The sequence below is a fragment of the Allorhizobium ampelinum S4 genome (assembly GCF_000016285.1).
In the GTDB taxonomy this organism is placed as follows: Bacteria; Pseudomonadota; Alphaproteobacteria; order Rhizobiales; family Rhizobiaceae; genus Allorhizobium; species Allorhizobium ampelinum.
In genome coordinates this window covers 102,792-126,541 of sequence record NC_011982.1, presented here as the reverse complement: position 1 = coordinate 126,541, position 23,750 = coordinate 102,792, and the positions used below count along the sequence as shown (strand labels likewise).

Here is a 23,750-nt window from a genome sequence, read left to right as displayed (position 1 = left end):
TGCGAGTTCTGATACGCATCTAGCTTCAGCTACTGCGAGCGAGATCAGAATTAACAAGATTCAAGTCGCTGTCAATAAATTCTCTTATTTAATATTTTTGGCTCTCAAATATTACGATATTTAGAATTTAAAATTGAGGCACGGTCTTCGGGTTAACGACATGAGAGGCGCGGGTGCGGGACCAAACGCTCAGCTTCGAACAATCTTCTCGATGCTGTCCACCTCTGCTTTCAACAATTCGACGATGTGGGTCCGGCGCGAGGCGGTCAGGAAGTCCGTCGGCAGGTTCACACTTAACGCTGTTGTGGAAACGCCGTTGAAGTTTCTCACAGGAATGGAAAGAGCGGAAAGACCGGCAATCAGAGTTGACTGGGTCTCGGCGTAACCACGCTCTCTGGCATCGGACACTGTGGCAGCGATCACGGCTCGCGTGAGGTCGTAACGCTCGTAGGAAGGTTCGTTCGCCCTGGTGAGCGCTTCAACGTCGCCTTGGTCCAGTGTGGACATGATCGCGATAGAGGCCGCGCCCACCCCCATGGGCACCATGCTCCCGACGTTATCTGTGAGGGTGGAGATATTCTGGCCGGCCCATACGCGATCAACCACGATGACATGATGATCGTTGCGGCACATCAGGAAGACGGTAGCTCCCACCTCCTCGCTGATGCGAACCAGCGCAGGACGGGCTATAGACCGGATGCCTGCAGCGTCTGCGGCTTTGACGCCGAGAGCAAAGAGTTCAATGCCGAGTCTGAGACTCATCTTATGATCGAGCCGCTCGAGCCATCCGTTTTTCTCGAATGCTCTCGCGAGGCGGTAGATCGTCGGCACGCTCATATTCAAGGCGGCCGCGATGTCTTTCACCTTGGCGCCATCTGATCCCGCCGCGGAAATGAACTTCAGCAATGCGATCGACTTGCCGATAACCTGTGCGCCCTCGACGCTTTTCTCACTCATAAATCATCTCCCGGCCTGCGCGTCGTATCTGTTATCATAATGTGATACGATTTTTATTTTATAAATCATATTGTAATTCTGGTTTTCGATGATAGCCTCCTTTCCAAGGAAGAAAAACTAATCTCTGTCTGAGGGGACAGAGCTGATCGTCACAGTTTTTGTCGAGGATTTCGTTGCAACATGATCGAGCTACATGGGCAGGTCACAGAGCGCCTTCGAAGGCAATCCGTGATTTTCTTAGAGCTTGAGAATGACGGCGGTTACGAGGTGACCGCTAGAGAAGCCGAATCCGCGGCGCCGATCTGAGCTTTCCCTTTCGCGAATACACCGTTCGGGCTGGGTCTTTGTGACCACTGGTCCAGCCGGAACATTTACGAGGTTGGGCCACACCAGCCTCCCCCGACAGCAGACTGGCGGCTGCAAGCCGCCACAACAAGTGTCAACGGAGAAGTAGATGGGCATTCGTATAGGTTCCGATACTGGCGGCACGCACACAGACCTTGTGCTGCTCGACGATGATCAGGCGAAGATCGTCACATTGAAGGTTCCGACCACGCCGGAAGATCTCAGCAATGGTATCGCCAAGGGGATCGAAACAATTGTCGAGCGCGCCGGCAGCCAGATGAGCGAGGTTGATCGCTTCGTCTATGGTACGACACTCGTCACCAACCTCATCGTCGAAGAGCAGCAAGTCGATATCGGCCTCATCACGACCGGTGGCTTCCGCGATGTTCTGGAAATCGGCAGGGCATCGCGCCGCCCGAATGTCTACGATATCCACTGGCGCCCGCCGACTGCTCTGATCTCGCGCGACCTGCGCGTGACCGTCAACGAGCGCATTTCAGCAGACGGATCGGTCATAACGCCGATCGACGACACCGATATCGCTGAACGCCTTTCCGAACTGAAGTCCAAAGGGGTTCGCTGCGTCGCCGTCTGCCTGATGAACTCCTACACCAACCCGGAACACGAACAGCGGATCGGTAAGGTCGCGGCAGAGAAGTTTCCGGATCTTGCGATCTCGCTGTCTTGCGAGGTTGCCCGCGAGTTTCGCGAATACGAGCGGACCAGCACCACAGCGATCAATGCATTCGTTGGTGGTCCTCTGACACGCCACCTCGACGGTCTGGCTGCCGCGCTTGCCGCAAAGGGGATAACGCCTGCTCCCTATATCATCCGGGGCAATGGTGGGGTGATGTCCTTCACCTCGGCCAAGAAGCTTCCCGCGGCACTGACGCATTCCGGTCCGATGGGCGGCATTATTGGCGGCGCCGCACTCGCGGAAAAGGCTGGCGTCAACAAGATCATCACATTGGACATGGGCGGCACGAGTGCCGACGTATCCCTGCTCACCGACGGCAAGGCAGAGATGACGACCCGATCGAGCGTCGGCCGTCACCCGCTCCTTCTCCCGATGCTCGACCTCATCACCATTGGCGCAGGCGGTGGCTCGATCGCCTGGGTCGATCAGGGCGGCGCGCTGCGTCTCGGCCCGCGCAGCGCGGGATCCGTTCCTGGTCCGGCCTGCTATGGTCAGGGCGGCGAAAACCCGACGGTCACCGACTCCAACCTTTACGGCGGTCGCCTCAATCCGGAATACTTCCTTGCCGGCGCCCGAAAGCTGCATCCTGCGAAGTCTCGCGAAGCCATCTTGCGCAAAGTCGCCGAACCGTGCGGCATCTCCCTTGATGCCGCAGCGAGCGGCATCATGGCCCTTGCCGAGGCGCATATGGTCAACGCGATCAAGCTCATCACCGTCCAACGTGGACTTGATCCGCGAGACTACACGCTTGTCGGCTTCGGTGGTGCCGGACCCCTTCACACCCTCCGCTTAGCTGAAGAACTCGGGATCCGCTCGGCTCTCATTCCCCCTGCACCGGGCAATCTCTCTGCACTCGGCATGTTGACGGCTCAGGTTCGTCACGATCTTGTCCGTACCAAGCTTGCCTATCTCGGCGAAGTGGATGCTGCGGAACTGTCGGCAGGGTTTGATGAGCTGATCGAGCAAGGTGAAAAGGCTCTCGCGGACGAAGACATCGCGGCTGGCACGTCTCAATACGTGACGAGCCTCGATCTGCGTTACAAGGGACAGAATTTCGAGCTCAATCTCGAACTTCCCGCCGGCGATATGCAGGCCGCGCTGGACGCACTTCAGGCGCGCTTCGCAGAACGTCACAAGCAGATGTACGGCTATGACAACCCCGGCAAGCCGATCCAGATCGTCAACATGCGCGTGGCTGCCATGTCGACGAAACCTGACTTCGTATGGCCGACATTCCCGACCGAGGCGGGTGGCAAAGCCACCGTCGTCAGCCGACGCAAGGTGCTGATCGACGCCGGTCACTGGGAAGAGCTGCCGATCTATCGGTTGGACGACCTGCGCGAGGGCTACATCTTCCCCGGCGCTTCGATCGTCGAATATCCCGGTTCCACACTTTTCGTTCCGCCTGGCTGGACAGCCCGCTGCGATGCCTACCGCATCCTCCATCTGGAACGCTGAGGAGATTTCACCATGGACACCACTACCGAGAACACCCCCGCCGCAAGCGTTGATCCAGTAACGCTTGAAATCGTTCGCAACGCACTGACCTCGATCGCCGAACGCAATGCCCATCGCATGATCCGCGCATCGACGTCGATCATCGTCAAGGAAATGGAAGATTGCTCCGCTGCCGTCTTCGACGGACAGGGACGCCTCTTGGCGGAATCTGCGACTATTCCAATCCACCTCAACTGCACCGGCGTTTGCCTGCGGACCATTCTTGAACAGTACCACCCGCCGGAAACATGGCGCCCGGGCGACATCGTCATTACCAACGACCCCTATGCGGGCGGTGCCTCGATGTCGACGGCCCATACGAACGACTATGTCGTGTTCATGCCCGTGTTTTTCGAGGACTTACTGGTCGGCTTCACAGGCCTGATGGTCCACCATCAGGAAATCGGCGCCATGAACATGGCGACCCGCGGCTGGAACCTGGAGATCTGGCAGGAGGGCCTGCGCGTTCCTCCGATGAAGATCGGCGAAAACGGGATCGTCGACGAAAGATGCATGCGCATCATCCTCAATAACACCCGCCTTCCCGACAACATGGAAAACGACCTCTTCGCGCAGGTCGCATCAGTGGCTGCGGCCGCCGAAGACATGAAAGCCATGTTCGACCGCTACGGCCGCGAAACGCTCTTGCGTTGCTTCGAAGCGCTGATCGACTATTCAGAGCAGCGTACCCGCGCAGAAATCTCGCAAATCCCGGACGGTGTCTACGAACACGAGGAACTCATCCTCGATGACGGCGCCAAGAGTGGACCGTACAAGCTGAAGCTCGCCATCCACAAGACTGGCTCCGACATCCTCTTCGACTTCACCGGCACCGATCCGCAGATCCGCGGACCGATCAACGCCCCGCTCGCCACGACCTGGGCGGCTATCTTCTACGCGATGCGTTGTGTGACCGACCCTTCGATTCCGTCGACAGAAGGGAACAAGCGCCCATTCAAAGTCATCGCACCGGAAGGCACGCTGGTAAACGCCAAGAAACCTGCGGCTGTCTACCAGCGCATGGTGGTGTGCCACAGCCTGGTGGACCTCGTGATGGGTGCGCTTTCGCAGATCGTGCCGGAACGCGTCATGGGCGACTCTTGTGGATGCCTTTATAACTTCACCTCAGCGAGGGAGCGCGACACGGGCAATCCGAGCGTATTCGGCGAAGTGGTACCGGGCGGACTTGGTGCAACGTCCAAGGCCGACGGCATCGACGTCATGTCTTGCCACGTCACCAATTGCCCGATCCCTCCGATTGAAGCGACCGAGGCCGAATGCCCGGTTCTTTATGTCCAGCGCGAGCTTCAGTCTGGAACTGGAGGCGCCGGCAAATGGCGCGGCGGCGTCGGTCAGGTCCTGGCCTATAAGGTGCTGGGCGACCTGGCGGAACTCCAGCATACCTCCCAGAAATCCGTCACACTCCCCCAGGGTGTGGCTGGCGGCTTCCCAGGTGGCGGCGGGCGTTGGGTGATTAACGAAGGAACACCGAACGCACGAGTGCTCGAGCATTCGATCGGCGAACTCGAAATGCTCGACTATGGCGACGTCGTGACCCACTACACGCCGGGCGGCGGTGGTTTCGGCAATCCTCTCGAGCGTGATCCAGCTTTGGTCCTGCGCGATGTCCGTCATGGCCTCGTGACCCGCGAGCAGGCCGAGAAAGTCTATGGCGTGAAGGTCGGCGTCGATCTCAAGGAATGGACCCCGACAAACGATCGAGCAGCTTGATTTCCTATCCGAACCACAAGGAGAATTGAAATGGCCTTCGCATTGCCGAAATACTTGGCAGCCATCGCTGCTGTCCTGAGCGTATCCTCTCCCTGTTTGGCTGATGTCAATATCATTGGGTATCAAAGCGTGTTCGCGGACAATTACCGCAAGGCGGTGATCGAGCCCTTTGAAAAGAAGACGGGCATCAAGGTCATCTACAACGAAATCAACCTTTCAGCGCAAAATCTCGGCCGTATCCGCGCCGAGAAGAACAATCCGACCCTCGATCTTTCGATCATGGACGCGATGGTCTCACGTGCCGGCAATACGGAAGGAATTTTCGATCAGGTCGATCTGACCAAGCTTTCCAACGGCCAGAATCTCTTCGACGAAGCCTATATCAACAAGGGTTTCGGTCCGGGCATTACCTTCGACTACCCCGTGTTGATGTATAGCAACTCGCTTGCCAATCCTCCCAAGGCGCTGGCTGATCTTGCCAAGCCAGAACTAAAGGGGCAGGTCGCCATGTGGCCTGCCCCCGAAATTGCGGCCTTGATGAACACGATCCTGCTCACCCGGGCAGCCGGCGGCGACGAGAAGAAATCTGTCGATCAGGGTGTCGAAAAGTTCGCGGAGATCGCCAAGAACGTACAGACCTGGGCACCGGCGCCGGACGCTTACGAGCTGGTGTCCAACGGTACGGTCAAGGCGGGCGCAGGCTGGAACGCGCGCGCCCAGTTCTTTGCAAAGGATCCAAAGAGCAATATGAGCGTCGTCATACCGACCGAAGGCTCGATGTTCCAAATCAACACGCTGAACCTCGTCAAGGGTGCACCGAACAAGGAAGAAGCGCTGAAGTTCATTGACTACGCTCTGAGCCCAGAAGCGCAGGCAGCCTTCGCCAACCTGATGTTCTACTCGCCGACCAACAAGGACGCGAAGCCGTCGCAGGATGCCCTGTCGAAGACTGCCTCGACCCCGGAAATTCGTGAAAAACTGAAGCCGCTCGACTGGGCGTTCTTTGTCTCGAAGCGCGAATCCTGGCTGCAGGAATGGCGCCGCAAAGTCATTACCGCGAACTGAGGGGACCTTTGTAAATGAAAAGTGGTGCCGAACTCAGTCTCCAAGACCTCTCAAAGTCGTATGACGATAAGAAGCTTGTGCTCAACAAGCTGAACATCACTGCTGCACCTGGCGAAATTGTCTCGCTCCTCGGACCGTCAGGCTGCGGCAAATCAACAGCTTTGAGGATTGTCGCAGGGTTGGTTGGAGCGACGTCCGGCCGTGTGATGCTGGCCGGCAAGGATGTGACATCCCTGCCGACCTACAAACGAAATATTGGTCTCGTCTTCCAGAACTACGCCTTGTTCCCGCACATGACGGTGCTGGACAATGTCGCGTTCGGCCTGGAAATGCGAAACGTCAACCGGAAGGAAGCCAGATCCAGGGCGGGCGAGATTCTGGAGATGGTCAGGCTCGGAGCGCTCGGTCAACGCCGCCCGCGCCAGCTTTCCGGCGGTCAGCAACAGCGCGTCGCACTGGCCCGCGCTCTGGTCATCCACCCCGATCTCCTCCTTCTCGACGAGCCACTTTCCAACCTCGACGCCAAGCTTCGCGAGCAAATGCAGGACGAAATTCGTGACCTGCAGCAACGCCTGGGAACGACTGCCATCTTCGTCACGCACGATCAGTCCGAAGCGATGGCAATCTCCGATCACGTTGCCATCATGAATGAAGGCGTGATCGTCCAGTACGGTCGACCCACGGAGATCTACGAGAACCCGGCAAGCAGTTTCGTCGCCAACTTCATCGGTCGCGTGAACAGTATCGACGGCATCAGCAATGCGGATGGCGATGCGAGTCAGCAGATCAAGACAGACACGGGGCTGTCCATCAAGCTTGCCAAGCCTTCGCTCAAGGGACCCGTTCAGTTTCTGATCAGGCCAAGTTCGATCGAAGTCCTGCCGAGCTCAACCCCGAGCGAGGCTGGGCGAAACCGCGTCCCCGCTTCGGTCCGCAAGGTCACCTATGCAGGAGATATCGTTTCAGTCGCTTGTGATACCCAAGGGATCGCGATGACAGCGGAAATACCGGGCTCGTCTTCGGCCTGGCGCAGCCTGGAACCCGGGCAACAGGTCACATTGGACTGGCCGGTGGCCAGCGGCTTTGTCTTCGAACGGAAGGCGAATTGATGGCTCACAACGACGAAACAACGTCGGCTGGCGCGGCAGTCGGATGGCTGCTCAGCCTCCCGATGCTCCTTGTGATCGGCTTCTTCTTTGTCTTGCCAATCCTCTCAGTTGCCCTGATCTCGTTTTATGGCTCCGCTGAAGGCGGCGTGCTGATCCCTGAACTCGGGATTTCCGCATACGAGAAATTCTTCACAGACCCCTTCTCGCGAGAGATCGTCATCCGATCGATCATATTGAGCCTGCTGGTCACGCTTCTCGCATGCATTTTGACCTACCCGATTGCGCTTTACCTGTACCGCACCACATCAAGGTGGAAAGGGACGCTCGTTCTGCTGACGGTCTCACCTCTCCTCCTCAGCGCAGTCGTGAGAACCTACAGCTGGATGCTAATCTTGCGCCCGCTGGAGGATTTCATTCATTGGATCGGTTTCGCCAATGTGCGCCTAGTCAACGACTATCCGGGCGTCGTGATCGGCCTGACCCATATCATGATGCCCTACATGGCTCTTTGCTTGCTGTCCGGCTTTGGAAAGATCGATCCGAATGTTGAGGACGCTGCCAGTTCGCTGGGCGCAACGCCGGCACGCCGGTTCTTCCGGATCACTTTACCGCTCAGCCTGCCGGGCGTCACGCTTGGCTGCATTCTGACATTCGTGTTGGCAATATCGGCTTTTGTGACGCCAGCCCTGCTTGGCGGGGGACGCGTCTTCCTGCTGCCGACAGAGATCTTCACCCAGGCCCTGGAAATTCTCGATTGGCCACTGGCATCGGCCATGTCGATGGTTCTCCTCGGGCTGTTCATTCTCACCATGGGACTTATCCGCGTCTGGGATATGCGGACGCGTGCTAAATCGGGGGTGTTGTCGTGACCCATATCTTAAGCCGCAGCCTCTTGGTCATTCTGTTCGGGCTGCTTTTGGCGCCGCTCTTGCCCGCGATCGTGATGTCATTCAGTGCCGACAACAACCTTGCATTTCCACCTTCCGGCTGGAGCTTTCGGTGGTACTCGGCGGTTTTGAGCAATGAGCGATTTCTCGCGGGCCTGAAACTTAGCGTGACGCTTGCGATCGCTGCGACAATCCTGTCATTGGCATTCGGGGTCGCAGCCTCCTACGCGCTGGTGCGTTCGAAGATCCCGTTTGCCAATTCGCTCATCGCGCTCTTCACGGCGCCGCTGATCGTACCCTCGATCATCTTGGGTCTTGGGCTTCTTCTGGTGTTCGTGCAACTCAAGCTCAACGGATCGTACTTCGCGCTCGTCTTTACCCATACCATGATCGTGACACCCTTCGTTATCCGGATATTGGTCACCGGTCTGCAGACGATGCCTGCCGACATTGAGTCGGCCGCAGCGAGCCTCGGCGCAAGGCCGCTTACGGTGTTTCGGCGGATTACCTTGCCTACTCTTACCCCTTCGATCACAGGTGCGGCCCTGCTGTCATTCCTCATCTCATTTGACGAGGTCGCGATCACCTTGTTCCTGGCTGGACAGTCCCTGTCGACACTACCGGTGGCAATCTATCGTTACACGACTGAGCGAACCGACCCACAGATCGCTGCGCTGTCGGTCCTCCTCATCCTCTTGAGTGTCTCCCTCATGGTCCTGCTCGAACGGGTCATCGGGCTCGCTCGCGCAATCGGAAAATAACGGCGCCAGATCGTGCCGGGACGAAAGCAGGCGAACCATCGGATCGCAGGTGCTCGGGTCTTCCTCGCCTCTCGCAGACGAAGAAGCCTGCGGGAAATGGCTCAAAGGCCCCGGTACGGTCAGTGCTCTAAAAAGAAACGGTGTTCTCATTATCATGCATGCAATCGAACAACTCGCCACCTTCGCCGCTACCCATCCTGCCGGTAGCCTGCCGCAAGCGACCAAGGATATTTGCGCGATCCTGATCGCGGATCTTCTTGCCGCGACCGCCGCAGGCCTGCACTCGAACCTTGCGCTCGCGGCCCGCCGTGCTGCCATCGCGAGCTACGGGAAGGGACCGTCCACAGTCTGGATGACTGATCAATCCCTGTCGATCGCTGGCGCGGCGATGGCGAACGCGGCGGCCGCGAGCGCGCTCGACATCGATGACGGCCATCGGGGCGCCGCTGGCCATCCAGGTGCAGGCATCATCCCGGCAGCCATCGCGGTCGGTCAAGCGATTGGGACCTCCGACGAGGACATTTTTGAAGCGATTGCGATCGGCTACGATGTTGCCCTGCGTGTCGCGACCGCCCGCCCGACGGAAACGATCGACAGCTATGCGAGTGGCCGCTGGGTCAACTTCGGCGTCGCTGCAGCAGTTGGTAGGCTTTTGAAGCTCTCGCCGTCCCAGATGGCGAACGCAATCGGGATCGCAGGCGCTGAAGGCCCGATCGGATACAAGAAGGGCACCTCGCGTTATCAGGGAAGCACCGTAAAGGAACTCATTCCGCCAGCGGTTGTCGCTGGATTGACTGCGGCATTCCGAGCCCAGGCTGGTGCTACCGGTCCGCTCGATCTACTCGACAACGAGACGCTCTATACCCGTTCCGTTTTGACAGGTGAACTTGGCGAACATTGGTGGATTGGCGACTGCTACCTCAAGCCATACGCCTGCTGCCGTTACATGCATGGCGCTGTCGACGCGATCCTCGAGTTGCGCCGGCCAGATGCACCGATCAAAAGTCTTCGGATCGAGACCTTTCAGCGAGGAACCGAGCTGTCGAACGAGCGCGCACCACGCTCGCTCGAGGGAGCGCAATACAGCTATTATTTCAGCTGCGCGCTGGCGGCTTTGCGGGGACGTCAGGCACTTCAGCCAATGGACCCCGCGAGCCTGCGGGACCCAGAAATCCTCGAACTTTCATCTCGCATCGAGATGGTCGCACACTCTGATTTCAATGACAGCTTTCCAAAAGGAACGCCGTCCCGAGTCATCATTGACCAGGGCAATGGGCCGGAGAGCCGCACGGTTCTCTTCCCTCTTGGCGATGTCGCAAATCCGATGAGCGCCGAACAGGTCATGGAGAAGTTTCGCCTGATCGGTGCGGAAAGCCTCACCGAAGACGGGAGGAACACCATTCTCGTCGCTATCTCAAAACTGACGACGGATGGTTTCACCCCATTGCTTTCCGCCCTTGCGGACCGCGCCGGCCAGATCTCAAGCCCAAGAGCAGATGAGGTCGCCTAACGACTGAACCCATCTGAAAACTGAAGCAGAGCAATCGCGATGCAGGGCCAAGGGTCCGCACCGCGTTTCGTCATGAAAGAATATCGGCTCACGCCACACCGGAGAACTTTAAATGCTTATGGATGTCAAATCGGGAGTGTTCACGCGCGTCGACCCAACAGTCCCTGCCGCACCTGTCCTGTTCGAAACCCCGAGAAGCGGAGGAAAATATCCTCACGATTTTCGCACGGTTGCTCTTCTGAAGGATCTGCAGCGCTCGATCTCGATGTATGTCGAAGAATGCTACCTGGATGTCGTCGACAGCGGCGCCACCTGGCTCTTCGCGGAATTTCCAAACATCTATATCGATCTCAACAGGAATGAACTCGATATCGACCCGAGTCAGCTGACCGGCGAATGGCCTGTGGCTCTGCAGCCCGGCCCTAAGACGAAGACGGGGATTGGTCTCATCCCCACGGTCTGCGCTGGAACAAAGCCTGTCTACGATGCGCCTCTCTCGGTCGCCGAGGTCGCAAGCCGTATCGACAACTACTACTGGCCCTACCACAACGAGGTGACCCGCCTTCTGAAGAAGTTCAAAGCCGAGCATGGTGTCGCCTATCATCTGAGCTGCCATTCGATGCCTGCCATGCCCTCGCCGAGCGCGCCGGACGCAGGCCAGCGCCGGTCGGACTTCGATCTGGGAGATCGCAACGGCCAGACCAGCGGCAAGGATCTCCTTGAACTTGCAACCGAAGTCTTGCGGAGCTTCGGGTATCGGGTGACGCACAACGCGCACTTCATCGGCGCGGAAGCTGTCCGCAAACACGGCAATCCAGCGGAAAACATTCATAGCCTGCAGATCGAGATGAACCGCAGCCTTTACATGGACGAAGCAACGTCTTTGCGCGGCAAAAAGCTTCCCGAGATCCAGAGCCATCTGAAGACGCTGGCGTCTCGTATTGCCGACCATGCGCGTGCGAAGGGCTGATCCGATGGACGCTCTATCACGCGATATCCCGTTCAAACTCGTTCGGGTGAACAGCAACGACAAGCTGCCCGAGCAAGCCGATGTCGTCGTCATCGGCGGCGGCATCGCCGGCATTTCGGCCGCCTACTATCTTGCCAAGAAAGGTCACAGCGTCGCCGTCATCGAAAAGGGTGCCGTTGCGGCCGAGCAATCCAGCAGAAACTGGGGCTGGGTGCGGCAGCAGAATCGCGACGAGCGCGAGCTTCCTTTGGCGAAGTGGTCGCTCGCAGCATGGCAGGAACTATCCGACGAAATCGGTCCGGATCTAAGCTTTGTCCGCAGGGGCCTGATGTATGTTACGAGCAGCGAGAAAGAGCTCGCCGGTTGGGAAAAATGGGTGAAGATGGCGGGCGGCTATGGCGTTCAAAGCCGCATGGTGTCCAGTGCCGAAATCAAGGCTGCCGCTACCGGCTCCACCACGCAATGGATCGGCGGCGTTCATTCTCCGACCGATGGGTTCGCGGAACCGACAATGGCGTGCTCGGCTATTGCCAAGGCGGCTCAGAGGCATGGGGCGACGATCCACCAGAACTGCGCCGCCAGAGGCATCGAAACACAGGCCGGCAAAATACACAGCGTCGTCACCGAGAACGGAAGCATCCGCACGTCACGCGTACTATGCGCCGCGGGCGCCTGGACCTCGATGTTCTTCCGTTGGCATGGGATCAGTTTCCCGCAGGTTGGTGTAAGGGCAACAGCTTTCGCGACCAAGCCAGGCGCGAAGGTGATCGAGGGTGGTTTCTCCACCCCATCGTTCACCTTCAGACCGCGCGCAGAGGGCGGCTATACCGTTTCCATCCGCGGACGGGCAAAGGTCGAATTGACACCTCAGGCCTTCCGGTATGCGCAGCAGTTCATGCCAATGTTCAAGGCGCGCTGGTCGACGAGCCTGTCGCTCGGGATCAGCCGCTTCGCGGTAACCGGGCCCGAGGCTCTGGCCCGGTGGACTTTGAGTAGCGTTTCGCCTTTCGAGAAAATGCGGGTGCTCAACCCAGCACCGGACGCGAAGACGGTAGAACTCGCCATGAAGGCTTTGATGGAAAGTTTTCCGGAGCTTTCCGGAATCGGTGTGTCCCACGCCTGGGGAAGCTGGATCGACTCGACGCCGGATGCGGTCGCTACAATCGGTCCAGTTCCTCAATTGCCCGGCCTTTACGTGGCGTCCGGGTTTAGCGGGCATGGATTTGGCGTCGGACCGGGCGCAGGTCGGCTCGCAGCCGATCAGATCATCAACGACGACCCGATCGTTGATCCCACCCCGTTGCGGTTCACCCGCTTCTCCGAGCATGACGTGGGCGCTCCGGCGGCCATGTAAGAACACCTCCCGCCTTCGGGTGTTGAATTCCAAGCCCATCTCATATAGTGGCGACTGCACCGCAATTCGCGTGATGCCCAGCCGCATATGAGATGGTTTTTTTGCGTGGGGGAGCCCCCTGTAGCACGACCGCGACTTGCCACCGCTAGGATTACGCGCCGTTTGGCCACCTGCGGCTTCAAGCAAATATCTGGATCTGAACCCTTCTAATGTTTGACAGGATTGCGTGTTTGGGCGAAGTATTGACACATCGCGCCGCGCAAATTCTGATAGTTGTCATGATCAAGCGCAAATCGTTCTCTTAACTGGAATTTTCGGTCGATGAAATTTTCCGCTTCTTCTTCAAATGCCGAACGCGCACTTGACATATTGCTGCTGCTTGGAGAGGTGGGGCCAGAGGGTTATAGCCTTGCCGAGATCGCGAGCCGGATAGGTACTGCGAAACCCGCGGCGCACCGCACTTTGGCGGCTATGGTGTCAAAAGGTTTTGCGGAGCCGACCGAGCGTTATGGACACTATCGCCTGGGCACCGCCGTACCGATGCTTGCGCGTCGGCAGGAACGACTTGAGCCTCTGGTCCAGAGATATCGTCCCGGAATGACCGAATTCGCCCGCAGAACCGGGTTCAATGTATATCTCCTTGTTCAGTCTGGTATCGACGCGATCTGCGCTGAAATGATCAGCCGCTCTTCTCGGCACCAGTTTGCAATGGGCCTCGGCGCCCGGGTTCCGATGGGCGTGGGAGCCGGCAGCCTCGCATTGATGTCGCTACTCGCGGAGAATGTCGTTGAGCAGATCCTCGATGCAAATGCCGAGCGATATCAGGCCCATCCGTCAATACGTCCTGTGGACCGCGACATTATTCGCAACCAGGTGCTTGAGGCAAAGCAGCGCGGCTACGCCGTCAACCAGGGCTTCTTCTTTTTCGGAGAAGGCGGCGTGGGCCTGCCGCGGATGGCTTCAGGCATGTACGAGGTCAACATGGCCTTCTCCTTCAACGCACCACTCGACATGATGAACGATGCCTGGGTCGAAGATCAGGTCGGTCAGTTGCGGGAATGCCTGCCCTGACGCAGCGCGAGTCAGCTGATCAGACCGCGCCTGCAGCGCACTGACGGAGCTTGTGCGTTCTAAATATTGAGAGGCCGGACAGCGGAAGCTGTTCCGGCCTCAAGGCCCTCGTGCCTGTATTTTCTGGAGCGCGTCTACATCGCTCTAGTCTTCAAAGTGGGTCGCTTCGGTGACCAACGGACCGAGCGACATCGATCCCTTAAGGTCAAAGCCCCATTTGAGCTTTTGATTGTGGACCCACACCTGGCTTGTTTCGGTGATCGGAATCGCACATACGTTTTTCAGGATCAGTCTTTGAGCTTCTTGCCATAGGGCAATCTGCTTGGCCGGATCGATCTCGGTTCGAGCTTCTCTGATCTGCTTGTCCGCGACGTTGCAATGACTGAAGTTCGTTACCGCGCCTGGCTGGCCGACGATCGAAGCAGAATCGTAAAACTGGGTGAGAAAGATGTCGGCGATCGGGAAGCGTGCCGCTCCGTAAAGTACGACGGGGCTTAGATCCTTGCGGATCATCTGATGCCAGCTCGCGTGCTCGACCGGTTGCAACTGCATGTGGATGCCTGAATCCTCAACCTGACCCTGGAGGACCTGGGCAGTGGTCTCGTATTCCGGCAGCTGGCTCGACAGCATCGAGAATGTCAGGCCATCTCCAAAGCCAGCGTCCTTGAGAAGGGCCTTTGCTTTTGCCGGATCATAAGGGAAGACGCCTGCATCCTTGAGATAACCCAAATTGTTCGACGGGACGACGGATGTCGGCCGGGTTGTGAACCGTGCGCCCTTGAATTCGACGACTGCTTGCGGGTTAACCGCGTAGGCGAGAGCCTCGCGTACACGGATATCGTCAAACGGAGGTTTTGTGATGTTGATATGGAGCAGGCTGACTTCCGCCGGATAGAACACATCGATCACCGCGCCCGGAAGCGGTTCGGTCCGCTGAAGCCAGTTCTTGTTGGCAAGACCTGCAGCGGCCTCGATTTCACCGGCGACGAAGGCAAGGTCACGCGACGCATTGTTGTTGATGAAGCGGTAGTTGAGGGTGCTCAGCTTGGGGGCACCCCGGAAGTAATCCTTGTTGGCAACGAAGCTGACATTCTGACCGGCGACGATCGACTTGACCTCGAACGGACCAAACCCGACCGGCGCGCGAGCAAAACCTTCCTTTCGCTCTTCGAAAGCCTTCTTTGAGACGATGAAGCCGCCGGCGTAGTTCGTCACGAGGCCAAGCAGGTTCGGAACGCGCCTCGAAAGCGTGATGCGGACAGTGTGAGGATCGACCGCGTCGACCTTGTCGAAAGCCGCGAAATCGGCAGAAAACGCGGATCGCTTCGGATCGCGAGCCTTGTCGAGGCTGAACACCACGTCATCAGCGGTGACTTCACCATAGCCAGCCTGCCATTTGACATCGGACCGCAACTTGAAGGTCCAAACGAGCTTGTCGTCGCTGGATTGCCAGCTCTCGGCCAGATCAGGTTCTAGCGTTGCCGGATCAGTGGATCCCGGAGCAAACCGGACGAGCGCGCCGTAAATCCACGCAACCAGGGTTCTGTCGGATGTGCTCGTCGCGTAGTGTGGATCAAGCGTGCCGACATCATTTGCCGCCGCACCCAATGTCAGTGTTGTCTTGGCGGCAAATGCGGGCGAAGGCCCCATCACGCCGCCGGCAAGAAGGCTGGCAAGAACCAGCGCGCCGAAACCCGTTTTCAAATTTTTCATGAGTTCCCTCTCCATCAAACGGAAGTGCATACGAAAGCGCAGCCGAAACCACGGCCAAAGGTCCGTCGTTCACGACCTAGACCTCTTCAGGTTGGTAAGTTTTTCTGAGGCAAGACTCGAGCGCGGATGCACTTCGGTTACACCTCTCACCCTGGAACGACCGGTTCATTGGCGGTCACTCAGGACAGTTCCCACTTTTCTTTTTGTTGCCGAAAACTGACCAGAGAATCGGCAGGGTGTCAACGAAATTCTTTTATTCGATATTATTTAGCTTAACGATTCTATTATTTAGAATTCTAGCCGAGGAAGACAGCTACCTTGGTAGTTCGCCAAGAGAGATCAGCTTGCATACAAACGCATTATGCGACGGCCCTATCAGGAAAAAAACAACGAACCCCTCAAGGACAATGCCGCCAGGAAACACGAAAGCGGGCGAAATTCTCGCCCGCTTCTCTAACAGTCCATGTGCTTTCCCGAGGTCTCGGCGGCTAAGTGCCGATCTCACGCTCGGGACTGTTGGGAGGTCAGTCTTCAATGCTCACGCAAAGATATTTGATCTCGACATAGTCATCGATTCCGTATTTCGAACCCTCTCTACCCTGCCCCGACTGCTTGATGCCACCAAAGGGCGCGACCTCTGTGGAAATCAGCCCTGTATTGATCCCGACCATCCCGTATTCCAAGGCCTCCGCGACGCGAAATACGCGCGAAAGATCCTTAGCATAGAAATAAGAGGCCAAACCGAATTCGGTATCATTGGCCATCTCGACAACATCGTCTTCAGTTTCAAACCGGAACAACGGTGCAACGGGACCAAAGGTCTCCTCCTTTGCCACTTTCATTGCAGAGGTTACGCCCGTCAGAACGGTTGGCTGGAAGAACAGACCGCCACGGACGTCCCGCGAGCCGCCTACTGCGATGGCGCCACCTTTTTTGAGTGCATCGGCAATGTGCTCCTCGACTTTGGCGACGGCTTTTTCAGTAATGAGCGGACCAGCCATGACGCCGTCCTCGAACCCATCGCCAACCTTCATGGTCGATACACGAGCCGCGAGCTTCTCCGCGAACGCGTCATACACCCCGGCCTGCACGTAGAGGCGATTGGCGCAAACGCAGGTTTGGCCGTTGTTGCGATATTTCGAAATCATCGCGCCTTCGACGGCAGCATCGAGATCGGCGTCATCGAAGACGATAAATGGCGCGTTGCCGCCAAGCTCCAGCCCGAGCTTCATGATCTGCTCAGCGCCTTGGCGCATTAAGATCTTGCCGACATCTGTTGAGCCCGTAAAGGTCAGCTTCCTGACCTTGTCGTTTTCGGTGAATTCTCGACCAATATCGGCTGATTTCGTCGAGGTCACGACGTTAAACAAACCAGCCGGCAGCCCGGCCCGCTCTGCAAGAACAGCAAGCGCAAGAGCCGAGAGAGGCGTTTCCGACGCCGGCTTCGACACGATAGAGCAACCGGCCGCGATGGCCGGGGCGAACTTTCGCGCCAGCATGGCATTGGGGAAGTTCCAGGGTGTGATCGAGGCGACAACTCCGATTGGCTGCTTCAATACGATGATGCGCTTGTCCTGTTGATGACCGGGAATCGTGTCACCGTAAATGCGCTTTGCTTCCTCGCCGAACCATTCCACGTAGGACGCACCATACAGGATTTCACCTTTGGCCTCGGTGAGCGGCTTTCCCATTTCCGCGGTCAAAATGACAGCCAGGTCGTCCGCATTCGCGACCATCATGTCAAACAACCTTCGCAGGACGGCGGCTCGCTCTTTCCCAGTCTTCCTTGCCCATAGCTTCTGCGCCTTAAAAGCTGCGTCAATGGCACCAGCGGCATCCACGCGTGTCATATCGGGCAAGACGGCGATCACGTCGCCGGTCGATGGATTGGTAACCTCGAAACTGGCACCGTTCTCGCCCGTCGCTTGCCACTGCCCCGCAATAAATGCCTTATCGGTGACAAGCGTGGGGTCTTTGAGCCTTGATAGAAGCGAATTTGAAATAGCCATCAATCGAACCTTTTATTGCATGAGCATGTAAGCGCTCATGGGCGGGTCTGTTGTCGGAGCTTCCAGCAGGGATCCGACGCCGAGCCTTCCCCCCCTTAAACGCTGCCGTCCGGGCAGTTCACCTTCTGTCTTGATCACAAAGAAGATGTATCGCCGATCCCGGACAAAACATATGGACCGTCTCGCCAGCGCGTAGCAAACGTTGCTCTCGCGTATTACGAACGCGCGCGACTATTGCCGCCCCCCCGTTGAGACGAATAGAGTAGAGACGGTCGGCCCCGACATAGACGTCACTTTCAATCTGACCAGTAAAGACGACGTCGTCGGCCTCCCTACGAGTGAACGTCAAGGCTTCTGGCCGCATCGCGACCGTGCAATCCGCATTGACGACCAATCCAGCTGTACATTTCAGTTTCAATCGGGTTTCTGCTGCCAGAACTTCAAAAACGTCGTCTTGACGCTCCACGACTTTCGCAGGAAGCATATTCATATCGCGGATGAAACTTGCGGTGAACCGATCGGCGGGGCGCTCATAGATCCCTACAGGGTCATCAACCTGTTGAATTACCCCAGCGCTCATCACAGCGATGCGATCCGACATCGTTAACGCTTCCTCCTGGTCATGTGTGACGAAGATGAACGTAATGCCAAGCCGGCGCTGCATCTCCTTGACCTCGATCTGCATTTCGCGCCGGAGCTTGAGATCGAGGGCGCCGAACGGCTCGTCTAGCAGGAGAACGGAGGGTTCATTGACCAGGGCGCGCGCCAATGCGATGCGTTGCTGTTGACCACCGGACAGTTGCGACGGCTTTCTCCCGGCGGCGTGACGCATGCGCACCAGATCAAGCGCAGCTGCGACACGGTCGTTCCGTTCACTGCGGGGAACTCGTTTTACCGAGAGACCGAACGCGACGTTGTCCTCGACCGAAAGATGCGGAAACAGCGCATAGCTTTGAAAAACTGTATTGGTGTTCCGCAGATGGGCTGGCAACCCCGAAACGTCGCGGCCGTCGAGCAGGATTTCCCCTGCAGACGGGCTTTCGAAGCCTGCGATCATCCGCAGCGTCGTGGTCTTTCCGCAGCCAGAAGGACCGAGAAAGGTAAAGAACTCACCCGAAGCTATCTTTAGGCTGAGATGGTCCACAGCATAGGCCGGAGGCGTAACCGAGGTCTCGAACACCTTGCAGACATCGACCAGTTCCACGGCCGTCTGCCGCGTTTTGGGCGGTTTGCTCATTTCATCGTTGGACATTGAGAATACTAACCCTGTCGAGAGTCAAAGCAGATCCGTGACAGGTCTGTTGACCTGTCACGGAATGAAACGATCGGCTTGTGACTACTGGGCAGTCTTCAGCTTTGTCCAACCGTCTTGATAGAGTTTCATGGCGTCCCCGACATCAAGGATGAAATCAACCTTCTTCAGCTTGTCGGCCGCCGGGTAGATTGCCTGGTTGTCGGCCACTTCCTTCGGCAGCAGCGCCTTCGCTGCGTCGATGACGGTAGCGGCCTTGCTGAGGGTTGCCGCCTTGGCCGCGACCTCAGGCTTCATGATGTAGTCCATGAACTTGTAGGCTGCCTCGATATTTTTGGCGTTCTTGGGAATGGCAAAACCATCAATCCACATCGATCCGCCCTCGTCCGGAATGACGTAGTGGACCTTCGGATTTTCCGTGAGGACCTGGCTGACGTTGTTATTCCATGCCTGGACGATGCATGCTTCTCCGGAGGAAACAAGTTCGGGGAAGCTGCTGCTATTGTATCCGCCGAGAACCTTTTTCTGCTCGATTAACGACTGCGTCGCCTTTTCGATTTCCTCAGGCTTGCTCGTTCCTGCATGGAACCCGTTGACCTGGAGGGCGACGATGTAGGCCGAAAGCATATTGTCGAGCATGAAGATGCGACCCTGGTACTGCGGATCCCATAGCGTTTTCCAACTCGTCACGGGTTGTTTGACGCAGTCATCGTTGTAGGCGAGCCCCGTGGTGCCCCAAACATAAGGTACGTTGAATTTTAAGCCGGGGTCATAGGAAACGTCCTTAAAGGTAGCCCCCAGATTGCCAAGGTTTGGCAACTTGGAATGGTCCAGTTCGAGTAGCAGGCCCTGCTTGGCGAGAACCTGTACCGCATTTTGGGTCGGCTCGACGAGATCGTAGCCTGAAGCGCCCGCCGACAACTTCGCCAGCATGGTCTCGTTGGAATCGTACGTATCCATGGTGACATCGATGCCAGTCTCCTTCGCGAAGTCATCGACGATTTCCTGTGGCACCTCTCCGCCGCCCCAGGCGTAGATGTGAAGTTCCTCGGCGGTTGCGCTGAGCGCCGTTCCCGCAAGAAGCAGGCTCGTTGTTGCAATAAGGAGTCCGTATTTCAGCATTGTAGTTCCCCTTTCTTTTTTGGGTGTGTTGAAAGTCGTTATCCAGTACTCCGAATTGTCTTCAGGTAGCGTCCCATGACGAGCAGAATGGCCAATACGTTGACAGCGAGCAGCATCGTGCCGAGCGCATTGATCTTCGGTGTTAAGCCGGTCTTCAACATCGAGTAGATCTGGATCGGAAGCGGCGTGGTTCCGACGCCCGAAACGAAGGTCGACATCACGAAATTGTCGAAGGAAATGACCGCCGACAGAAGCGTCGCCGAAAGGATGGCGGGCATGAGGAGCGGCAGCGTGACACGCATGAAAGTCTGAGCGCCATTGGCACCGAGATCGGCTGCCGCCTCGTCGAGCCGAGGGTCGAGACCCGCGGCGGCCGCACGGACGATCAGAAATGCGAAAGGCACGGAAACAAGCACATGACCGGCTACGAGCGTCACATAGCCGAGTGCGATACCTGACCAAACGGTCGTCACCAGAAGGCCAACCGCCAGCACGATTTCCGGCAGCACGAGCGGCGCGATCAGAATGGTCGAAAAAAGGTTCTTCGCGGGAAAGGACCGCTTGATGACGGCAAGCGCAGCACTTGTCCCGATTGCCGTGCTGATGACTGCAGAGAGCACTGCAACAATCGCACTGACCTGAAGCCCGCGTTGCAGGCCGCGGTCGTTCAGCGCTTGTGCGTACCAGTCCATCGAGAAACCTGCCCACACGACGGTCGAGCGGCCGGCGTTGAAGGAATAGATGACCAGCACTAGAAGCGGCGCGAACAGGAACACGTAGCCGAAGATTGTGACGACCGGCACATAGAAGCCGGCGAGGCGGGAAAGCTTCATGCGTGCGCCTCCTCGACCCTGCGCAGAATGCGCATATAGAAAACGATGATGACCGAAGACACCACGAGCATGACGACCGAAACTGCGGCCCCCAGGGGAATATTGCGGAAATCCAGGAAGAGCTGGACGATCAGATTGCCGAGAATAATGCTCTTGCCACCGCCGAGGAGAACGGGAATCGCATAGACGCCCATAGCCGGCACGAAGACGAAGAGCATCGCCGCCATCACGCCTGGGAGAGAAAGCGGAAAGGTTACCCGCCAAAAAGCCTCGATCGGCCCGGCGCCGAGATCGTCCGCAGCCTCAAGCAGACGCTTGTTGATGCCGGAAAGCGCGGCGTAGATCGGCAGCACAGTCGTCGGCAGAAACGCGTAGAGCATGCCAACCGTCACCGCCGGATAGGTACCGATCATCCTGATTGGCTCATCGATCATCCCGATGCCGCTCAGAATTCCGTTGATCGTGCCGTTCCGACCCATCAGGACCATCCAGCTCGACATGCGGATCATGAAGTCGATCCAGAACGGGATGAGCAGCAGTGCGAGCAGGAGCCCGGCATGCCTACCAGCACGAAATGCTATGAAGTAGGCGATCGGATAGCCGATAAGAAGGCAAACAGCGGTCGATACCGCCGCAATCTGCAACGAGTTTACGAAGATCGGCAGATAAGTTGGCTGAAGTAGTTCGATATAGCTTGCGAGGGTAAAGCCGGTGACAGCGCCGCCATAGGCATCCCGGCCAGCAAAGCTATAGGCAATCACCACCAGCAGCGGCACCACAAGTAATAGCACTGACATGACGAGCGAAGGCGCCAGCAAAAAGAGTGTGACCAGTTCCTGCCGCCGATTTAGCATTTTTTCGCGCACTCCCTGTTTGAAGTAAGTCGGACCTGATGGCGCGACTTTGGCGTCTAATGTCGCGTTCAGGCCTCTATCGAAAACAGTTACCTGACGAGCGATCATGCTGAATCCGACAGGTGCATTTTCTTCCAGTCAAATTGCTCGTTTGATGTCCTGAGCCATGGACGGTCCTAGACGACAATTCTCTCGGATCGAGCCGCTATCGGCCCGATCAAAAGCGGGAGGAGTGAACCGCGCTCCGGCTCGTTGCCTCTATTTTCGACCAGGTGGACTCGAACATTACGCGTGCGCTGGCGATTTGCGGCAATTACCGCAGCGCAGCCCTTTGCGTCACATTCCCCTATTCGACTTATTCTTTTGTTCTCATGAGAAAGGACAATAAACGAACAAATGTTAACTAGTTTCTTTTAATTGATATTTATGAGTCACTATTATTCTGATTATAAGAATTTATGAATCGATACGCTGGGCACCAAGTCGGTGTGACTTGGAACCCAGCAGCCGGGAAATCAAAAACGTTTCGTGCGATTTCACCGCGAGCGGGCAAGTTTCCGGCTCGCGGTATGGGCGCTGTCAATCGATCACAAGCTGGACAAGCCTTTGTCCATCGCATCGACGATCTCATCGATTTGCGACGCCTGGATGGTCAAAGGAGGCGATAGGATGATCATGTGACCGCCTTGGCGCACCAATACACCGTTGGCTGCGGTTGCCTTGACGAAGCGCTTCATCATCTCGGCGCCGAGCGGCGTCTTGGCGGACCGATCGGAGACGAGTTCGACCGCTGCCATAAGTCCCCGACCGCGCACGTCTCCAACCAGCTCGTGCTTGTCCTTCATGCGCTGAAGTCCAGCCATGAGGCGCTCACCCAGAGGGCCAGCATTTTCGACCACGCCAAGCTCGCGTGTGAGCTTCAGCGTAGCGAGACCAGCCGCACATCCTGCAGGATGACCGGAGTTCGTGTATCCGTGGCCGACATTCGCGACCGGACCCTTGGTGTTCTCGAAGGCCTGCGCGACTTTTTCGCCGATCATCGTTGCACCGAAGGGGAAGTATCCGGAAGTGATCGCCTTCGCCAGGATCATCATATCCGGCTTCACGCCCCAGCCTCGTACGCCGGAATCGAACCCGGTACGACCAAAACCGGTCACGACCTCATCGGCGATCAGAAGCACTCCATACTTGTCGCAAACCTCGCGCACCATCGGCCAGAAGCTCTCGTGAGGAACGATGATGCCACCAGCACCCTGAACCGGTTCAGCGATAAACGCAGCGACGGTCTCGGGCCCCTGGAAGATAATCTCCTCCTCGAGCAGACGCACGCAAATCTGCGCGAGACGTTCCGGAGAAGTTTCGTCAAAAGCGTTGCGGTAGGTGATCGGCGCGGGAATGTGAAAGCAACCCGGCATTAATGGCTCGTAGTTGCGGCGCAGATGAGCGCCTCCGCTAACGGAGGAGCCGCCGAAATGGGTGCCATGATACGAACGCTTAAGGGAGATGAACTTGTAGCGGTCGTTCTGCCCCAGGATTTTCCAATACTGGCGTGCAAGACGTAGAGCGGTTTCGACGGAGTCGGACCCGCCGGACGTGAAAAATACTCTTGCCATTCCGTCGGCGCCGAACCAGTCGTCGACGAGGGTCTGGGCAAGCTCTTCCGCCACGCCGGTGGTGTTGCCTTTGAACACTGATGTATAGGCCAGTTCTTCGAGTTGCTTCGTTATCGCCTGAGTGATCGATGGCTGGCTATAGCCGAGATTGACGTTCCAGAGCCCACCGACAGCGTCCAGCAGTCGACCGCCATCGTCCGTGACATAGACGCCGTCGCCAGATGCGACGCGGCGCGGTGGGTCCATCAAGGTTTCGGATGGCGTATCGAAGGGACGCCAAAAGGATTGGACAGAATTGCTGTTTGCGGTTTCGTTAGCCATCTTTCTTCCTCACTCTGTAGGTGACAGTTATTGGGACCGACGCCATCAGAAGCTTCGCATCGGCTGTTTCGTTGAAGTA

The 23,750-nt window shown here is 57.4% G+C and carries 18 protein-coding genes; 10 read left to right on the top strand and 8 right to left on the bottom strand.

The annotated features are described in order from the left end of the window. Positions 1-189 precede the first annotated feature (189 nt). A complete protein-coding gene (locus AVI_RS25065) occupies positions 190-957 on the bottom strand; it encodes an IclR family transcriptional regulator (RefSeq protein WP_012649004.1) in 768 nt (255 codons plus the stop codon). A 454-nt stretch (positions 958-1,411) separates the two neighbouring features. On the opposite strand from AVI_RS25065, the gene AVI_RS25060 reads away from it, so the two are divergent. From AVI_RS25060 to AVI_RS25015, 10 genes are all read left to right on the top strand, one after another. Next, positions 1,412-3,457: a hydantoinase/oxoprolinase family protein gene (locus AVI_RS25060; protein ID WP_012649003.1), complete on the top strand. Its 2,046-nt coding sequence runs from the start codon at positions 1,412-1,414 to the stop codon at positions 3,455-3,457. Between the two features lie 12 nt (positions 3,458-3,469). Then, positions 3,470-5,227, top strand: a complete 1,758-nt coding sequence (locus AVI_RS25055) for a hydantoinase B/oxoprolinase family protein (protein ID WP_012649002.1) — start codon at positions 3,470-3,472, stop codon at positions 5,225-5,227. A 30-nt stretch (positions 5,228-5,257) separates the two neighbouring features. Next, on the top strand, positions 5,258-6,292 hold the full coding sequence (locus tag AVI_RS25050) for an extracellular solute-binding protein (RefSeq protein WP_012649001.1): 1,035 nt from the start codon (positions 5,258-5,260) through the stop codon (positions 6,290-6,292). A gap of 14 nt (positions 6,293-6,306) precedes the next feature. Then, on the top strand, positions 6,307-7,401 hold the full coding sequence (locus AVI_RS25045) for an ABC transporter ATP-binding protein (protein WP_012649000.1): 1,095 nt from the start codon (positions 6,307-6,309) through the stop codon (positions 7,399-7,401). After that, on the top strand, positions 7,401-8,270 hold the full coding sequence (locus AVI_RS25040; protein WP_012648999.1) for an ABC transporter permease: 870 nt from the start codon (positions 7,401-7,403) through the stop codon (positions 8,268-8,270). The genes AVI_RS25045 and AVI_RS25040 overlap by 1 nt, the downstream gene beginning before the upstream one ends. Beyond that, entirely contained in the window at positions 8,267-9,049 is a 783-nt protein-coding gene (locus AVI_RS25035) for an ABC transporter permease (RefSeq protein WP_012648998.1), read from the top strand. Before AVI_RS25040 ends, AVI_RS25035 begins: the two co-directional genes overlap by 4 nt. A 154-nt stretch (positions 9,050-9,203) precedes the next feature. Continuing rightward, positions 9,204-10,559, top strand: a complete 1,356-nt coding sequence (locus AVI_RS25030) for an MmgE/PrpD family protein (protein ID WP_012648997.1) — start codon at positions 9,204-9,206, stop codon at positions 10,557-10,559. Between the two features lie 112 nt (positions 10,560-10,671). Then, entirely contained in the window at positions 10,672-11,529 is an 858-nt protein-coding gene (locus AVI_RS25025) for an N-formylglutamate amidohydrolase (RefSeq protein WP_012648996.1), read from the top strand. 25 nt (positions 11,530-11,554) lie between these two features. Continuing rightward, positions 11,555-12,883 carry an NAD(P)/FAD-dependent oxidoreductase gene (locus tag AVI_RS25020; RefSeq protein ID WP_049777494.1) on the top strand — a complete coding sequence of 443 codons (1,329 nt, stop codon included), beginning with the start codon at positions 11,555-11,557 and terminating at the stop codon, positions 12,881-12,883. Between the two features lie 321 nt (positions 12,884-13,204). Further along, on the top strand, positions 13,205-13,954 hold the full coding sequence (locus AVI_RS25015) for an IclR family transcriptional regulator (RefSeq protein ID WP_012648994.1): 750 nt from the start codon (positions 13,205-13,207) through the stop codon (positions 13,952-13,954). A 144-nt stretch (positions 13,955-14,098) separates the two neighbouring features. Here the strand turns inward: AVI_RS25015 and AVI_RS25010 are convergent, their stop codons facing one another. The 7 genes from AVI_RS25010 to AVI_RS24980 all read right to left on the bottom strand — a co-directional run bounded on the left by AVI_RS25010 (position 14,099) and on the right by AVI_RS24980 (position 23,671). After that, complete coding sequence (locus AVI_RS25010) at positions 14,099-15,667, bottom strand: ABC transporter substrate-binding protein (RefSeq protein WP_012648993.1); 1,569 nt, start codon at positions 15,665-15,667, stop codon at positions 14,099-14,101. A gap of 524 nt (positions 15,668-16,191) precedes the next feature. After that, entirely contained in the window at positions 16,192-17,676 is a 1,485-nt protein-coding gene (locus AVI_RS25005) for an NAD-dependent succinate-semialdehyde dehydrogenase (protein ID WP_012648992.1), read from the bottom strand. Positions 17,677-17,794: 118 nt separating this feature from the next. Continuing rightward, positions 17,795-18,928, bottom strand: coding sequence for an ABC transporter ATP-binding protein (locus AVI_RS25000; protein WP_012648991.1), 1,134 nt, complete (start codon positions 18,926-18,928; stop codon positions 17,795-17,797). A gap of 84 nt (positions 18,929-19,012) precedes the next feature. Further along, the gene (locus AVI_RS24995; RefSeq protein WP_012648990.1) at positions 19,013-20,050 is read right to left on the bottom strand and encodes an ABC transporter substrate-binding protein; all 1,038 of its coding nucleotides are present in this window, start codon (positions 20,048-20,050) and stop codon (positions 19,013-19,015) included. 38 nt (positions 20,051-20,088) lie between these two features. After that, positions 20,089-20,883 (bottom strand): ABC transporter permease, encoded by a 795-nt coding sequence (locus tag AVI_RS24990; RefSeq protein ID WP_012648989.1) that lies wholly within the window; start codon positions 20,881-20,883, stop codon positions 20,089-20,091. After that, positions 20,880-21,845 (bottom strand): ABC transporter permease, encoded by a 966-nt coding sequence (locus tag AVI_RS24985; RefSeq protein WP_139191477.1) that lies wholly within the window; start codon positions 21,843-21,845, stop codon positions 20,880-20,882. The genes AVI_RS24990 and AVI_RS24985 overlap by 4 nt, the downstream gene beginning before the upstream one ends. Before the next feature lie 479 nt (positions 21,846-22,324). Next, a complete protein-coding gene (locus tag AVI_RS24980; protein ID WP_012648987.1) occupies positions 22,325-23,671 on the bottom strand; it encodes an aspartate aminotransferase family protein in 1,347 nt (448 codons plus the stop codon). Positions 23,672-23,750 lie beyond the last annotated feature (79 nt).

What these genes read in the sequence shown, in the direction of transcription:
- AVI_RS25065 (WP_012649004.1), bottom strand. Translation starts at nt 957, where the DNA reads ATGAGTGAGAAAAGCGTCGAGGGCGCACAGGTTATCGGCAAGTCGATC.
- AVI_RS25060 (WP_012649003.1), top strand. Translation starts at nt 1,412, where the DNA reads ATGGGCATTCGTATAGGTTCCGATACTGGCGGCACGCACACAGACCTT.
- AVI_RS25055 (WP_012649002.1), top strand. Translation starts at nt 3,470, where the DNA reads ATGGACACCACTACCGAGAACACCCCCGCCGCAAGCGTTGATCCAGTA.
- AVI_RS25050 (WP_012649001.1), top strand. Translation starts at nt 5,258, where the DNA reads ATGGCCTTCGCATTGCCGAAATACTTGGCAGCCATCGCTGCTGTCCTG.
- AVI_RS25045 (WP_012649000.1), top strand. Translation starts at nt 6,307, where the DNA reads ATGAAAAGTGGTGCCGAACTCAGTCTCCAAGACCTCTCAAAGTCGTAT.
- AVI_RS25040 (WP_012648999.1), top strand. Translation starts at nt 7,401, where the DNA reads ATGGCTCACAACGACGAAACAACGTCGGCTGGCGCGGCAGTCGGATGG.
- AVI_RS25030 (WP_012648997.1), top strand. Translation starts at nt 9,204, where the DNA reads ATGCATGCAATCGAACAACTCGCCACCTTCGCCGCTACCCATCCTGCC.
- AVI_RS25025 (WP_012648996.1), top strand. Translation starts at nt 10,672, where the DNA reads ATGCTTATGGATGTCAAATCGGGAGTGTTCACGCGCGTCGACCCAACA.
- AVI_RS25015 (WP_012648994.1), top strand. Translation starts at nt 13,205, where the DNA reads ATGAAATTTTCCGCTTCTTCTTCAAATGCCGAACGCGCACTTGACATA.
- AVI_RS25010 (WP_012648993.1), bottom strand. Translation starts at nt 15,667, where the DNA reads ATGAAAAATTTGAAAACGGGTTTCGGCGCGCTGGTTCTTGCCAGCCTT.
- AVI_RS25005 (WP_012648992.1), bottom strand. Translation starts at nt 17,676, where the DNA reads ATGGCTATTTCAAATTCGCTTCTATCAAGGCTCAAAGACCCCACGCTT.
- AVI_RS25000 (WP_012648991.1), bottom strand. Translation starts at nt 18,928, where the DNA reads ATGTCCAACGATGAAATGAGCAAACCGCCCAAAACGCGGCAGACGGCC.
- AVI_RS24995 (WP_012648990.1), bottom strand. Translation starts at nt 20,050, where the DNA reads ATGCTGAAATACGGACTCCTTATTGCAACAACGAGCCTGCTTCTTGCG.
- AVI_RS24990 (WP_012648989.1), bottom strand. Translation starts at nt 20,883, where the DNA reads ATGAAGCTTTCCCGCCTCGCCGGCTTCTATGTGCCGGTCGTCACAATC.
- AVI_RS24985 (WP_139191477.1), bottom strand. Translation starts at nt 21,845, where the DNA reads ATGATCGCTCGTCAGGTAACTGTTTTCGATAGAGGCCTGAACGCGACA.
- AVI_RS24980 (WP_012648987.1), bottom strand. Translation starts at nt 23,671, where the DNA reads ATGGCTAACGAAACCGCAAACAGCAATTCTGTCCAATCCTTTTGGCGT.